Annotated in this window: 13 protein-coding genes; 1 reads left to right on the top strand and 12 read right to left on the bottom strand. The window is 66.1% G+C overall.

What is annotated here, in order from left to right; all coding sequences use genetic code 11:
* Nucleotides 1–18: 18 nt before the first annotated feature.
* The 5 genes from coaBC to ubiE form a co-directional block, all read right to left on the bottom strand.
* Nucleotides 19–1,245 carry a bifunctional phosphopantothenoylcysteine decarboxylase/phosphopantothenate--cysteine ligase CoaBC gene (coaBC, locus tag OCK02_RS10065; protein ID WP_263813036.1) on the bottom strand — a complete coding sequence of 409 codons (1,227 nt, stop codon included), beginning with the start codon at nucleotides 1,243–1,245 and terminating at the stop codon, nucleotides 19–21.
* A gap of 122 nt (nucleotides 1,246–1,367) precedes the next feature.
* Nucleotides 1,368–2,165 (bottom strand): potassium channel family protein, encoded by a 798-nt coding sequence (locus OCK02_RS10060; RefSeq protein ID WP_263812935.1) that lies wholly within the window; start codon nucleotides 2,163–2,165, stop codon nucleotides 1,368–1,370.
* Nucleotides 2,166–2,240: 75 nt separating this feature from the next.
* Nucleotides 2,241–3,206, bottom strand: coding sequence for a phytanoyl-CoA dioxygenase family protein (locus OCK02_RS10055; RefSeq protein WP_263812934.1), 966 nt, complete (start codon nucleotides 3,204–3,206; stop codon nucleotides 2,241–2,243).
* Between the two features lie 167 nt (nucleotides 3,207–3,373).
* A complete protein-coding gene (gene ubiB / locus OCK02_RS10050) occupies nucleotides 3,374–4,948 on the bottom strand; it encodes a 2-polyprenylphenol 6-hydroxylase (protein ID WP_263812933.1) in 1,575 nt (524 codons plus the stop codon).
* A 101-nt stretch (nucleotides 4,949–5,049) separates the two neighbouring features.
* Nucleotides 5,050–5,829 (bottom strand): bifunctional demethylmenaquinone methyltransferase/2-methoxy-6-polyprenyl-1,4-benzoquinol methylase UbiE, encoded by a 780-nt coding sequence (ubiE, locus tag OCK02_RS10045; RefSeq protein ID WP_230809005.1) that lies wholly within the window; start codon nucleotides 5,827–5,829, stop codon nucleotides 5,050–5,052.
* Between the two features lie 140 nt (nucleotides 5,830–5,969).
* Between ubiE and mutM the strand changes: the two genes are divergently transcribed.
* On the top strand, nucleotides 5,970–6,860 hold the full coding sequence (gene mutM / locus OCK02_RS10040; RefSeq protein ID WP_263812932.1) for a bifunctional DNA-formamidopyrimidine glycosylase/DNA-(apurinic or apyrimidinic site) lyase: 891 nt from the start codon (nucleotides 5,970–5,972) through the stop codon (nucleotides 6,858–6,860).
* 75 nt (nucleotides 6,861–6,935) lie between these two features.
* Here the strand turns inward: mutM and gshB are convergent, their stop codons facing one another.
* From gshB to OCK02_RS10005, 7 genes are all read right to left on the bottom strand, one after another.
* The gene (gene gshB / locus OCK02_RS10035; RefSeq protein ID WP_263812931.1) at nucleotides 6,936–7,883 is read right to left on the bottom strand and encodes a glutathione synthase; all 948 of its coding nucleotides are present in this window, start codon (nucleotides 7,881–7,883) and stop codon (nucleotides 6,936–6,938) included.
* A gap of 105 nt (nucleotides 7,884–7,988) precedes the next feature.
* Nucleotides 7,989–8,489 carry a cupin domain-containing protein gene (locus OCK02_RS10030; protein WP_263812930.1) on the bottom strand — a complete coding sequence of 167 codons (501 nt, stop codon included), beginning with the start codon at nucleotides 8,487–8,489 and terminating at the stop codon, nucleotides 7,989–7,991.
* Between the two features lie 106 nt (nucleotides 8,490–8,595).
* The gene (locus tag OCK02_RS10025) at nucleotides 8,596–9,591 is read right to left on the bottom strand and encodes an endonuclease/exonuclease/phosphatase family protein (RefSeq protein ID WP_263812929.1); all 996 of its coding nucleotides are present in this window, start codon (nucleotides 9,589–9,591) and stop codon (nucleotides 8,596–8,598) included.
* Complete coding sequence (locus OCK02_RS10020) at nucleotides 9,588–10,715, bottom strand: sn-glycerol-3-phosphate import ATP-binding protein UgpC (protein ID WP_263812928.1); 1,128 nt, start codon at nucleotides 10,713–10,715, stop codon at nucleotides 9,588–9,590. The genes OCK02_RS10025 and OCK02_RS10020 overlap by 4 nt, the downstream gene beginning before the upstream one ends.
* Nucleotides 10,716–10,740: 25 nt before the next feature.
* Complete coding sequence (gene ugpE / locus OCK02_RS10015; protein ID WP_230808999.1) at nucleotides 10,741–11,583, bottom strand: sn-glycerol-3-phosphate ABC transporter permease UgpE; 843 nt, start codon at nucleotides 11,581–11,583, stop codon at nucleotides 10,741–10,743.
* Nucleotides 11,584–11,590: 7 nt separating this feature from the next.
* Complete coding sequence (locus OCK02_RS10010; RefSeq protein WP_263812927.1) at nucleotides 11,591–12,472, bottom strand: ABC transporter permease subunit; 882 nt, start codon at nucleotides 12,470–12,472, stop codon at nucleotides 11,591–11,593.
* Between the two features lie 232 nt (nucleotides 12,473–12,704).
* Nucleotides 12,705–14,003, bottom strand: a complete 1,299-nt coding sequence (locus OCK02_RS10005; protein WP_263812926.1) for an extracellular solute-binding protein — start codon at nucleotides 14,001–14,003, stop codon at nucleotides 12,705–12,707.
* Between the last annotated feature and the right edge of the window lie 5 nt (nucleotides 14,004–14,008).

Raw genomic sequence — 14,008 nt, 5'->3', positions numbered from 1 at the left:
GCCTGCCGATGGCGGGCCTTACGACCCCGCCGCCAGCCTTTCGGCGATCAGGGCCGCAAGCCGCGCGGCCACCTCCTCCTTCGACAGATCCGGCCAGGCATCGATGCCGCTTTTGGAGACGACGCGCACGCTGTTGCGGCTGCCGCCCATGATGCCGGTCCCGGGCGAGACGTCGTTGGCGACGATCAGGTCGGCGCCCTTGCGCTTCAGCTTGTCGCGCGCGTTCGTCTCGAGGTCCTGCGTCTCGGCCGCGAAGCCGACGACCAGCTTCGGCCGCTGTTCATGATGTCCGATCGTCTTCAGGATGTCGGGGTTTTCCGCAAGCTGCAGCGGCGGCGGCGCCTCGCCGGGCTTCTTCTTGATCTTCTCGCCCGCAGCGGTCGCGACGCGCCAGTCGGCAACCGCTGCGACCATGACGGCGATGTCGGCCGGAAGGCCGGACAGGACCGCCTCCAGCATTTCCTCGGCGCGCTCGACATGCACGACACGGATGCCGGGAGGATCGGCGATCTCCACCGGGCCGGAGACGAGCGTGACGTCCGCGCCCAGCTTCGCCAGCGCTGCCGCGATCGCATGGCCCTGCCGGCCGGACGAGCGGTTGGCGATATAGCGCACCGGATCGATCGGCTCGTGCGTCGGGCCGGACGTGACGATCGCCTTCCTGCCGGCAAGCGGCCCGGGCGCCTTGCCGCCATCGCCACCGATGCGGGCCTCTACGGCTGCGACGATCTCCATCGGTTCGGCCATGCGTCCGAGCCCGGCCTCGCCGCCCTCCGCCATCTCGCCCGCATTCGGCCCGACGAAACGGATACCGTCGCCGGCCAGCGTCTCGGCATTGCGCAGCGTCGCGGGATGCGCCCACATCCTCGGGTTCATCGCCGGCGCGATCAGCACCGGACGGTCGGTGGCGAGAAGCACAGTCGATGCGAGGTCGTCGGCCAGGCCGTTCGCCATCTTGGCCATCAGGTCGGCCGTGGCAGGCGCGACGAGCACGAGATCGCAATCGCGCGCCAGCCGGATGTGCCCGACATCCTGCTCGTCCTCCCGCGAAAAGAGATCGGTATAGACATGGCCGGCGGCGAGCGCGCCGACCGCGAGCGGGGTGACGAACTGCTGCGCCCCGGCGGTCATGAGCGGGATCACCCGGGCGCCGCGCTCGCGCAGGCGGCGGATCAGGTCGAGGCTCTTGTAGGCCGCGATCCCGCCCGAAACGATCAGGAGAATGCGCTTGTCCTTCAATGTCATGGGCAGGGTCATGTGCCGCTCCGGCAATACGAGGTCTGATGCGTTCCCAAGGGTAGCACCTACCTAGCGCCTTCGCCGCCCGTTTCCAAGCGGCGCCCCTCGTCGGTGCGGCACAGCCGGCGTCACGAGCCCTCGTCTGGGATGTTCAGCACATGCCCGCAGGCCTTGCAGTGCACAGCATCGGCGTCGTGGCGCTGGAGGCCGCATTGCGGGCAGGCGAACGAGACCTTGTGCGGCCGCACGATCGTCTGCGCCAGCCGCACGAACAGCGAGATGCCGATGATCATGGTGATGATGGAGGTGAGCTTGCCGAGCGTACCCGGCAGCGTGATGTCGCCGAAGCCGGTGGTGGTCACGGTCGCGACGGTGAAATAGAGCGCATCGACGAAGCCGCCAACGTTGTCGGCATAGAAGAAGGTCGAATAGACGAAGCCGGTGACGACGAAGAGGAACACGAGAAAATTCACGCAGGCCTGGATCGTGTCCTCGTAGTCGGAGAGGCCCTGACGCCGCAGGATCAGCGAGAACAGGCGGCTCTGGCTCACCGACCAGATGCGCAGCGCGCGCAGGAAGGCGAAGTTGGCGAGCTGGTTGGGAAAGAGCAGCGTGGCGAGGATGAAGAGGTCGACCCAGGTCATCGGCCGGGCCAGCCAGTAGCGCAAGGTCGGGGCCACCAGCATGCGGGCGGCGATCTCGAAGGCGATGATGATGGCGACGACATAGTCGACCAGCAGATAGGCGTGACCGGCGCGCAGATAGGGCCCCGTCAGGAAGAAGACGATGATGGCGAGATCGATCACCATCATGCCGAACTGGAACGCGATGGCACGCGGGTCGCCACCGAAATAGAGGCCGCGCAGATGCCGGCGCAGCCCCTCGATCATCGATACCTGTTCCCTGGAATGCCCTCTCTCAGCCATGGCGCCAATGTATGTCGCGCCTTGCCCGGGTCAAGCAGCGCGGCAGACGGCCGGCATCGTCGCGGGGAGGACCGGCTATCGGACCACCGGCTCGCCGTGATAGCGGCGCCTCGATGGTTTCGAGACGCCGAAGCCGACTTCCATCATCAGGCGCGGCTTGCTCTTCGCCAGCGTGCCCATGTGGAAGCCGAACGGGTCCTCGACGAAGCCGGAGCCCGCCTTGCCCGTCAGGGTGACAGCATTCTCCGCCCCGTAGAAGTCCAGCACCTCGTCTGCCGGGTGCCCCACGAGCAGGGTCAACTGATGCTTGATGTGCCTCCGGTTGTGGCTGCCGCGGATATAGACGTGCGGGCCGGCATCCTGGTCTACGTCGGAGAGGTAGAAGAAGAACTTCAGCATCCGCCAGTCGTCGAGATCGAAATGGAACTTGAACGAGGCGCGACTGAGGTCGGCATCCGAGGCCGTCTTCGTGGGGAAACTCCACCAGGTTCGCGTGGTGATCAGCCTCGCCTCGCCTCCGAGATAGTGCCGCGCGATATTGAGCAGCAGCGGATCCTTCTGGACTTCGACCGCTGCCTCGCACTGCAGGACGCGTTCGAAGTGATGGCCGCTCAGGATCGTGCGGCCGAAGCGGCGCTCGGCCTCCGTGTGGTCGTCGGCGAGAAACTCGAGCCTGCGCTCGAAATTGCCGAAACAGGGCGTTTCCCGGCCGAAGCGGGCGATCTCCTGCTGGATCTCGACCGGCAGGACCAGTCCGTCGAAGATGCCCGATCTCTTCAGGTCCGCGGCGACGTCCTCGGCGCGGATATCGCCGAACATCGACGTCTCACCCCTGTCCGCTGCCGGCACCGGTCTGGCGGTCAGCCAGTGGGCCCGGCGGAAGGGCATCGTCCGCGCCAGAAGGAACATCGGCAGCCATGCGGGGTTTTCCCGCACGTCGGTCAGATAGGTGGGGATGCGCGCCGCGATGCGGCTGAAGCGACCCCCGTTGCGGGCGATGGCTTCGAGGTCTTTCGGCTGCGGTCGAGACATGGTGCGCATGATGCATCCTTACCGAACCGTCCCGAAGGACGATCTTAAATTGCGCACAGGGCCACGCGATGGCGGCAGATTTGTGCTGCAGTGCAGCATGGACGTTGCGGGCAGGACGTTAATATTCGACGAACCGGCATGGTAAACGAAACGCAAACGGGCTTGCGCCCGTGGTATCAACTGACCGCCCAGGCGATATAGACGAGCGCCGCCGCGATCACCCACAGTGCGAGACGGCCGGCGCGGCCGTGGCGGGCCTCCGACTTGCCGATCGCCTCCGCGGTGGCCTCGTCGAAACGGAAGCCCTTGTCGGCCATGGCGGCGAGGTCGAGGGACAGCTTCTCGGCTTTCGCGGCGATCTCGGGAGCGGCCTCGGCGAGCCGAAGGGCAGCATGCGCCCCCTCGCGCAGGTCGGCGAGGATGCGCTTCGGCCCGAGATTGTCGCGGATCCAGCCGCCGACAACGGGCTCGGACGCCTTCCACATGTTGAAGCGCGGGTTCAGCGTGCGCGCCACGCCCTCGACCACGACCATGGTCTTCTGCAGCATCACCAGCTCGGTCCGCGTCTCCATGTCGAACAGTTCGGTGACCTCGAACAGCAGCGTCAGAAGCTTGGCCATCGAGATCGTCTCGGCAGGCTGCCCGTGGATCGGCTCGCCGATGGCGCGGATCGCCTGGGCGAAGCTGGCGACGTCGTGATGCGAAGGCACGTAGCCGGCTTCGAAGTGGACGTTCGCCACGCGCACGTAGTCGCGGGTGATGAAGCCGAACAGGATCTCCGCCAGGAAGCGGCGCTCCTTGCGCCCCAGCCTTCCGACGATGCCCATGTCGACGGCGACGATGTGTCCTTGCGGATCGACGAAGAGATTGCCCTGGTGCATGTCGGCATGGAAGAAGCCGTCGCGCAGCGTATGGCGCAGGAAGGACTGGATCAGGCTGTCGGCGAGCGCGTTCAGGTCGTGACCCGCGGCGCGCAGGCCCTCGATGTCCGACATCTTGACGCCGTCGATCCACTCCATGGTGACAACGTCGCGGCCGGTGCGCTCCCAGTCGACCTTCGGCACGCGGAAGCCGGGGTCATCGGCGGTGTTCTCGCCGAGTTCCGACAGGGCGGCGGCCTCGAGACGCAGGTCCATCTCGACCTTGGTGGTCTGCTCCAGCGTGCGCGTCACCTCGACCGGCTTCAGCCGACGGGTGTGCGGCAGGAGGCGCTCCTGCAGGTGCGAAGCGGCATACATGGCCTGCAGGTCGTGGACGAAGCGCTGGCGCACGCCCGGGCGGATCACCTTGACGGCGACACGGCGCTCGCCGTCCCTGTCGCGGACGACGGCAGGATGGACCTGGGCGATGGAGGCGGCCGCGATCGGTTCGTCAAAACTTACATAGAGATCGCTGACCGAACGGCCGAGCGAGCCCTCGACGGTGGCCTTCGCCTCTGCCATCGGAAAGGTGGCCATGCGGTCCTGCAGGGCGGACAGATCATCGGCGATAGCAACGCCGACCACGTCGGGACGAGTGGCGAGGAACTGGCCCATCTTGACGTAGGAGGGGCCGAGCCGCTCGATCGCATGCGCAAGCCGGGCGCTGCGGCCCTCGCCGGGCTTGCGCCGGCGGGCGAACAGGCCGGCAACGCGCGCGAGGAAGCGTGCGGAAGCCGGAAGTTCCTGCAGCGGCAATTCCGTAACGACGCCTTCGCGTACGAGCACCCAGCCGACGCGGGCAAGGCGGAAATAGGCCGTCAGATTGCTCATGCGGCGTCACCGCGGAAGCGGCCGTGCGCTGCAGGACCCCCGGCAGCGGGGCACGTCTTCATTCGGGCGAGCGGGAGCCTGTCAGCGGTCTGCGGCATGCCTCAGAGCTTCCAGCCGGAATGCAGGGCGGCGATGCCGCCGGTATAGTTGGTGAAGCTGACGCGGGAGAAGCCGGCCGCACGGATCATTTCGGCGAAGTCGGCCTGGTTGGGGAACTTGCGGATCGATTCGACCAGGTACTGGTAGGGTTCGGCTTCGCCGGTCACCATCTTGCCGAACTGCGGGATCGCCTTGAACGACCAGGTGTCATAGAACCGGTCGAGCAGCGGCACCTCGACCTCGGAGAATTCGAGCACGAGCAGCCGGCCGCCGCGCTTCAGCACGCGATAGGCCTCCGACAGCGCCACGTCGATGCGCGGCACGTTGCGGATGCCGAAGGCGATCGTGTAGGCATCGAAGGAATTGTTCTCGAACGGCAGTTCCTCGGCGTTCGCCTCGACGAAATCGAGATTGGCGGCCAACCCCTTCTTCGCCGCGCGGTCGGCGCCGACGGCGAGCATCGAGCCGTTGATGTCGAGCACTGTGGCATGGGCGAGGCGGTCCGACGCCTCGACGATGCGGAAGGCGATGTCACCCGTTCCGCCGGCGACGTCAAGGACGCGGTAGGACGCTTCCTTGCGCGGGTTGAGGGCTGCGATCATCGCATCCTTCCAGGCGCGGTGGAGGCCTGCGGACATGATGTCGTTCATGATGTCGTAGCGCTTGGCGACCTTGTGGAAGACGTCGTTGACGAGCGCCTGCTTCTCGCCCTCGGCCACCTGCCGGAAGCCGTAGGAGGTTTCCATGCCGCCATCCGCCGAGGTGCGTTCCCGATCGCTCATGTCCGTCTCCACTGTTGCGCTCCACCGGGCCGGTCGTCCCGCGGCATCGTCGGGCTGGTATATAGGATAAAGATCGGCGATAGGGAATTGCGAAGCGGCGGCAAATGCGTCGCAGGGTTAAATCGCTTCAGGAGCATGCGATGCCGGAATTGCCGGAAGTGGAGACGGTCAGGCGCGGGCTGGCGCCGGTGATGGAGGGCGCTGTCATCGCGCGCGCCGAGTTGCGCCGGCCGGACCTGCGCTTCCCCTTCCCCGCCGGTTTCGCCGAGGCGCTGGCCGGTCGCAGGGTGATCTCGCTTGGGCGGCGGGCAAAGTACCTGCTGATCGATCTCGACGGCGGCGACGTGGTCATCGCCCATCTCGGCATGTCCGGCTCCTTCCGTGTCGCGGGACCGCAGGACGAGACCGTGCCCGGCGAATTCCATGTGCCGCGCGGCAAGAACGAACGGCACGACCATGTCGTGCTGCATCTCGAAACGGCCGGCGGGCCGCAGCGCGTCATCTACAACGATCCGCGCCGGTTCGGCTTCATGGACCTCGCCCGGCGTGAGGGGCTTTCCGAACATCCCTACCTGCGCGAACTCGGCATCGAACCGACCGGCAACGCGCTCGATGCAGCCTACCTCGCGGCAAGGCTGCGGGGCCGCAGCCAGCCGTTGAAGGCGGCCCTGCTCGACCAGAAGACCATTGCCGGGCTTGGCAACATCTATGTCTGCGAGGCGCTATGGCGGGCGCATCTTTCGCCCGAACGGGCGGCGGGGACGCTGGTGACGGCGGCAGGCAAGCCACGGCGCGAACTGCTGACGCTGACGGATGCGATCCGCGCGGTGATCGCCGATGCGATCGAGGCCGGCGGATCGACGCTGCGCGACCATATCCGCGCCGACGGCTCGCTCGGCTATTTCCAGCATTCGTTTTCCGTCTACGACCGCGAGGGCGAGGCCTGCCGCACGCCGGGCTGCGGCGGCACGGTCAACCGCATCGTCCAGTCCGGCCGCTCCACCTTCCGCTGCATGGCCTGCCAGAAATAGCCTGCCAAAGAGCCGCTGGTCAGCCGCGCGGCACCCCACGCGGCTACCGCCTTGTCGGGGCGGGCGTCGCTTCCGCTATTGGCGCTTCTTCTCGATCGCGTCCCAAAGCAGGCTTGCGATGTCGGCGCCGCCGAACCTCTTCACCTCGCGGATGCCGGTCGGCGAGGTGACGTTGATCTCGGTCATGTAGTCGCCGATGACGTCGATGCCGACGAGCAGGAAGCCGCGCTCCTTCAATGCCGGGCCGATGCGCGCGCAGATCTCCTCCTCGCGCTTCGTCAGTTCGGTCGGTTCGGCACGGCCGCCGACATGCATGTTGGAGCGGCTATCATGCTCGGCGGGAACGCGGTTGATCGCGCCGACCGGCTCGCCGTCGACGAGAATGATGCGCTTGTCGCCCTTGCGGACGTCGGGCAGGTAGGCCTGCGCGATGAAGGGTTCGCGGAACATCTGGCCGAACATCTCGAGCAGCGAGGACAGGTTGCGGTCGTCGCGGGTGGAATGGAAGACGCCGGCGCCGCCGTTGCCGTAGAGCGGCTTCAGGATGATGTCGCCCATCTCCTCGCGGAAGCGGCGGATCTCACCCGGATCGCGGGTGATCAGCGTCTCCGGCATCAGGTCGGCGAATTCGGTGACGAAGATCTTCTCCGGTGAGTTGCGCACCCAGGCCGGGTCGTTGACCACCAGCGTCTTCGGATGGATGCGCTCCAGCATGTGGGTGGAGGTGATATAGGCCATGTCGAAGGGCGGATCCTGCCGCAGCAGCACCACGTCCATCGTCGACAGGTCGATCCGCTCAGGGGTGCCGAGCTCATAGTGATCGCCCTTCACCTCGCGCAGCGTCATCGGCTCGACGGTCGCAAAGACCGTGCCGTCGCGCAGGCTGAGCCTGTCGGGCGTGTAGTGGAAGAGGTTGTAGCCGCGGGCCTGGGCCTCGAGGCTCATGGCGAAGGTGGAATCGCCTGCGATATTGACGGTGGACACGTGGTCCATCTGGACTGCGACGTTCTTGATCTTTGCCATGGATAGTCCCTCACGGAGTGCCGGTCACATTTAGGACCGTCGCCCGGCAAAGGCAACGGGCGGCGCGCATGCACCGCCGTCAAGGAACGCTTTCATTCCGGAGGATCAGGCGGCCAGGCCGCCGCGGGCACTACCGGCACGCATCAGGTCGCGAACCTTCAGAAGCATCGCCACCGGGGCCGGGAACTGCTTGCGGCAGAAGGCGATCTTGCGGACATAGCTGTCGACGCGCCAGGTGGCCCAGGTCTTGCCGGCGAAATAGGCGATGTCGCCAGCACGGAGTGTGCGCTCGGTGCCGTTCTCGGTCGTGACATGCACCTCGCCTTCCAGGATCATCACCGTCTCGTCCCAGCCGAAGTACCAGCGGAAGGTGCCGGCCGTGCAGTCCCAGATCGCGGTGGTCGACTGATCGTCATGGCCGCGCGAATGAAGGGCGAGACGCGCGCGTGGTTCTCCTTCGAGGACCCAGGACGGCTCGATCGGCGCGTCCGCCATTTCCATCTCGTCCATGGAGGCAGCGATCAGCGGTTGCGCCGGCAGCGCCCTTGCCGGGATCGTCCGCACCGCCATGCCGATCGCGCTGGCCAGCATCAGTTTCAGAACCATCGAAGTCCCCTCTCCGTCATCCCCGGTTACATAGGGGAAGAAGGTTCGAGGCCGGTTCATGCGAACGCTAAAATTCTAGCGACCGTGGTTCTTTCGGGACAGGCGCCTATTCCAGCCCCTCGATGCGGCAGACGATCAGGTCGTGGTCGGAGAGCGGGCGACCGGTGTCGTCCAGCGAGGGGACGATGCGGGTCTCGCCGACGACGAGGCCGCGGGCGAGGAACCAGTCGAGCTTCATCGCCCGTTCCGGCCAGCGGGTGATCAGGCTCGGACGCGTGGTCATCCGGTCCAGCGGGCCGCCATGGCGGGAGAAGCCGCGCGCGGCCGCCTGCCGGAACAGGCCCTCGGCCTCGAAATCGCCGCCAGCGTGGTTGCCGGTGTTGAGATCGCCGCCGATCAGCACCGGCAGGCCCGGGAAGGCCTCGTCCAGCGCACCAATGAGGCCTGTCGCCTGGCGTTCGCGGTAGGCGGCGGTTGTGGCGCTTTCGAGATGGACGGAGACGGTGACGATGGGGCCCGCTTCCGTCTCGATCACGGCGCCGATCGCCATGCGCTCGCCAAGTCGCGGCTGGTCGCCGCCGTCGATGAACCAGAGCCTTTCGCCTTCGAGACGCAGCATGAAGGGCTGCGCCAGCGGAATGGCCGCCATCAGGCCGTTGCCGTGGAAGCCGTGAAGGTTGAAGTCATCCTTGCAGAACGCGCGCTCGGTGGCCGAGCCGAGGCCGAGTTCCAGGAATTCGACGCCGTAGGCATAGGCCATGCCGAGAAGGCCGGCGAGATCGGCGGTGGTGTTGCGCTGCCCTGTCCGGGCCATGCCGTCGTCCATCTCCGAGACGAGCACGACGGGCGCCGACGTCGCCCGCCGCAGCAGGCCCGCGGTCGCCTCGGGAAACAGGCAGCGTTCCAGGTTCCAGGCGGCAACCTCGAACGGGAAGGCGAGCGGACCGGCCGACGCTGCGTTCCCGCCCGTCTCGATCGCGTTCATGGAGGGCAGGTCCGCCATCTTCTCGTCATGGGCGGCGATCGTGCGCGGCAGGGTGGCGACCTGCAGGCGAATGTCCTCGGGGGGCCCCGCGAGGGTCGGAACGGTCGCGCGGATCATCGGGCGGTCTCCAGAAGGTCGGCGGCCGTGGTGGTGCGGTGCGGCTCGACAGATGACCAGGCGAGACGGCGTCCGGTCCCGGCATCGAAGAAATGCAGCCGGCCGAGCGGGACCGCGACCTGCATCTCGCCGGGCAGCGGCGCGTCCGACGAAAGCGCGACGGTGACGGCCTGGTCGCCGACCGTGCCGTGGACGAGGCGCTGCGAGCCCAGCTCCTCGACGTAATCGACGCGGAGCGGCAGGGTGCCGGCGTGGGCAGCGGTGCCGCCGGTCACCACCGGCTGCAGGTCTTCGGCGCGGAAGCCGACGGTCACGGCGCCCTGGGTCGGCACCGTCTGGCCGAGATCGACCAGCGCCGGGCCGATCGCGAGCCTGCTGCCGTGCAGTTCGCCCTGCACGAGGTTCATCGCCGGCGAGCCGATGAAGCTTGCGACGAAGGTCGAGGCGGGGGCGTGGTAGACGTCGAGCGGCCGGCCGATCTGCTCGATGCGGCCACCGTTCAGGACGACGAGCCGGTCGGCCAGCGTCATCGCCTCGAGCTGGTCGTGGGTGACATAGAGCGAGGTGGTGCCGACGCGGCGCTGCAGGCGCTTGATCTCGCCGCGCATGGAAACGCGCAGCTTGGCGTCGAGGTTGGAGAGCGGCTCGTCGAAGAGGAAGGCCGAGGGATGGCGGACGATGGCCCGGCCCATGGCGACGCGCTGGCGCTGGCCGCCGGAGAGCGCGCGCGGCTTGCGGTCGAGATAGGGCCCGAGCTCCAGCATGCGGGCGGCTTCGGCGACGCGGGCCTCGATCTCATTCTTCGGCGTGCGCCGGTTCTTCAGCCCGTAGGCGAGGTTCTCGCGCACGCTCATGTGCGGATAGAGCGCGTAGTTCTGGAACACCATGGCGATGTCGCGGTCGGCCGGCTCGACGTCGTTGACGACGCGGCCACCGATTTTCACCGTGCCGGACGAGATCGTCTCCAGCCCGGCGACCATGCGCAGCAGGGTGGACTTGCCGCAGCCGGACGGGCCGACAAGGACGATGAACTCGCCGTCGTCGATCTGAATGTCGACCTCGCTCACCGCCGGCACGCCGCCGTGATAGATCTTCGATACCTTGTCGATCTCGATCGTTGCCATCGACGTTTCCTTACTTGTCGCTTGCTTACTTGTCGCTCTCTGTGAGGCCCTTGATGAACCAGCTCTGGAAGACCACCACGACGAGGACGGGCGGAAGCATGGCCAGCACGGCAAGCGCGAAGGCCTCGTTGTAGTCGGGGATCTGCGAGCCGATCCAGACCTGGAGGATCTGTTTGATGCCGCGCATCAGGGTGAAGAAGCGCTCGTCCGTGGTCATCAGCATCGGCCAGAGATACTGGTTCCAGCCATAGACGAACATGATGATGAAGATCGCCGCGATCATCGTCTTCGACAGCGGCACCAGCACGTCTATGAAGAACTTGAACGGCCCGGCGCCATCGATGCGGGCGGCCTCCAGAAGTTCCTCGGGCACCGACTTGAAGAACTGGCGGAAATAGAAGGTACCGGTGGCGGATGCCAGCAGCGGCACGATCAGGCCGGTATAGGTGTTGATCAGGCCGAGGCCGCTCATGACCTCGTAGGAGGGCATGATGCGCACCTCGAGCGGCAGGAGCAGCGTGGTGAAGATCACCCAGAAGGCGAGCGTCGCAAAGCGGAAGCGGAAATAGACGATCGCATAGGCGGCGAGCATGGAGAGGACGATCTTGCCGAGGGCGAAGCCGACGCCGAGGATGAAGGAATTCATCATCATCCGCGCGCCGGTGACCTGGCCGGTGAAGCCGCCCTGCCGGGTCAGGACTTTCTCGTAGGTATCGACGAAGTGCCCGCCGGGGGAGAGCATCAGCCCCTTCGAATGGATCGCGGCGGCCTCGTGCGACGAGGTCATGAAGGCGACCACTACCGGCAGCGTCAGGAACAGGGCGCCGAGGATCAGGACGGCATGGTCGAGGATGCGGGTTCTGTGCATGGACGCCTCAGGTGTAGTGGATGCGCCGCTCGATGAAGCGGAACTGCAGCACGGTGAGCACGAAGACGACGATCATCAGGATCACCGACTGGGCGGAGGAGCCGCCGATGTCGTTGCCGCGGAAGCCGTCCATGTAGACCTTGTAGACCAGCGTGATCGGGTTGTTGGCCGCCTTGTCCTTCACCATCACGTCGATGACGCCGAAGGTGTCGAACAGCGCATAGGTGACGTTGATGATCAGGAGGAAGAAGGCGGTCGGCGCCAGAAGCGGGAAGATGACGGTCCAGAAGCGCTTGACGCCGGAGCGGCAGTCGATCGCGGCCGCCTCGCGTACCGACGCGGGCAGCCCCTGCAGGCCGGACAGGAAGAAGATGAAATTGTAGGGAATCTGCTTCCAGACGGCGACGACGATCATGGCGAAGGCGGTGTCGAAGTAGCTCAGCCCCACCTTCATCTCCCAGCCGAAGAAGGCGGCGATCTTGACGAAGGGGCCGATGTGCTGGTCGAAGAACATCATGCCGATCAGGCCCGCGACCGGCGGGGCGATGGCGTAGACGGAGATCAAAAGCGTCTTGTAGGTGGCATTTCCGCGGATCACCGCATCGGCCTTGACGGCGAGCAGCAGGCCGAGTGCCAGCGAGAAGAAGGTGACGAGTGCGGTGAAGATCGCCGTGAAGCGGGCGATGGCGAGATATTCGGGATTGAGCAGCGTGCCGATGTAGTTGTCGAAGCCCACGAAGGTCGAGCCGAAGCCGAAGGGGTCCTCCAGATAGAAGGAAGACTGGATCGCCCGCACCGACGGCCAGTAGAAGAAGATGACGATGACCGCGAGCTGCGGCGCCAGGAACAGGTAAGGCAGCAGCGGCGAGGAGAACTGGACGCGCTTCATGGGAGAACCTTCGAGCGGATGGGGCCACGGTCATTCGGGCGTTCTGAGAGCCCCTCACCCTCATTGGTGATTGCCCCTCACCCCGGCCCTCTCCCCGCGAGCGGGGAGAGGGGGATGGAAACGCTGCGGCGAGGATCCTTCTCCCCGCTCGCGGGGAGAAGGTGGCCGGCAGGCCGGATGAGGGGCGGCGAACAGCGATCGCTTCACCGCCCCCAGCCAGTCCCAGTCCCAATCATCCCGCCGTCTTGGCGAAGCGGGCGAGGAGTTCGTTGCCTTCGCGCTCGATGGTGTCGAAGGCGTCCTTTACCGACGTTTCGCCGGAGAAGATGCGGCCGTATTCGCGCTCCATGATCTCGCGGATCTGCGGGTAGAAGCCGAGGCGGTAGCCCTTCGACCATTCGCCGGCCGGTAGCATCAGCTGCTTGATGCCGACTTCGGCGACAGGGGTCTTGTCGTAGTAGCCTTCCGACTTGGTCAGTTCATAGGCGGCCGTGGTGATGGCGACGTAGCCGGTGGCCTGGTGGTAGAACTTCTGGATTTCCGGCGAGGTCAGGAACTGGAAGAAGTCGGCCACGCACTTGTTTTCCTCGGCCGGCTTTCCGGCCATGGCGAAGAGGGCCGCACCGCCGATGAAGGAATTGGTGCCGGCGCCCGAGATCGAACCCCAGTAGGGCAGGAAGTCGGCCGAGAACGGCATCTGCGCCGTCTTCTGCAGGCCGCCGAAGGAGCCGGACGAGCCGATCCAAAGGGCAACCTTGTTTTCCTCGAACGGCTTCTGGTTGTCGTTCCAGCCGGCGCCGTAATAGGCGAAGTAGCCCTGGTCGGCCCAGGACTTCAGCTTGTCGAACATCATGACGAGGTTCGGGTCGGTGACCTTCAGCTGGGTGTCGGCGACGCTGTCATAGCCGTTGTTGTTGGTGGCGAACTGGATGTTGTTGCGCGAGAAGAAGTTCTCGGTGAACTGCCAGGTCAGCTGCGACTGGACGAGCGGGATGAAGCCGGCTTCCTTCAGCTTGGGGGCCGCCGCCTCGAACTCTTCCCAGGTCTTGGGTGCTGCGACGCCGGCCTTCTTCAGCGCCTCGTCGTTGATGTACATGATCGGCGCGGACGAGTTGAAGGGCATGCCGACGAACTTGCCGTCGCTGTCAGCGTAGAAGTAGCGCACGCCCTCGATGAAGGCGTTGCGGTCGAACTCGTAACCGGCTTCCTTGATCAGATCCTCGGCGGGGACAACGGCGCCCTTGGCGTTGATGATGGTGGCCGCACCGGCATCGAAGACCTGCAGGATGTTCGGCTGTTCGCCGGAACGGAAGGCGGCGATGCCGGAGGCCAGCGCCTCCTCATAGGTGCCCTTGGAGACCGGCGTCAGCGCGCAGGCGGTCTGCGAGGCATTGAACTTCTGGGCCACCTCGTTGATGACCTCGCCGTTGCGGCCGGCCATGCCGTGCCACCAGGAAATGTTGGTCGCGGCGAGCGACGAGGTCGCGGTCAGGGCGATCGAGACTGCTGCGAGGGAAAACTGCTTGATCATGGAAG

The organism is Rhizobium sp. TRM96647, from assembly GCF_025780115.1.
Taxonomy (GTDB): domain Bacteria; phylum Pseudomonadota; class Alphaproteobacteria; order Rhizobiales; family Rhizobiaceae; genus Mycoplana.
This window is presented reverse-complemented; position numbering and strand designations above follow the sequence as displayed.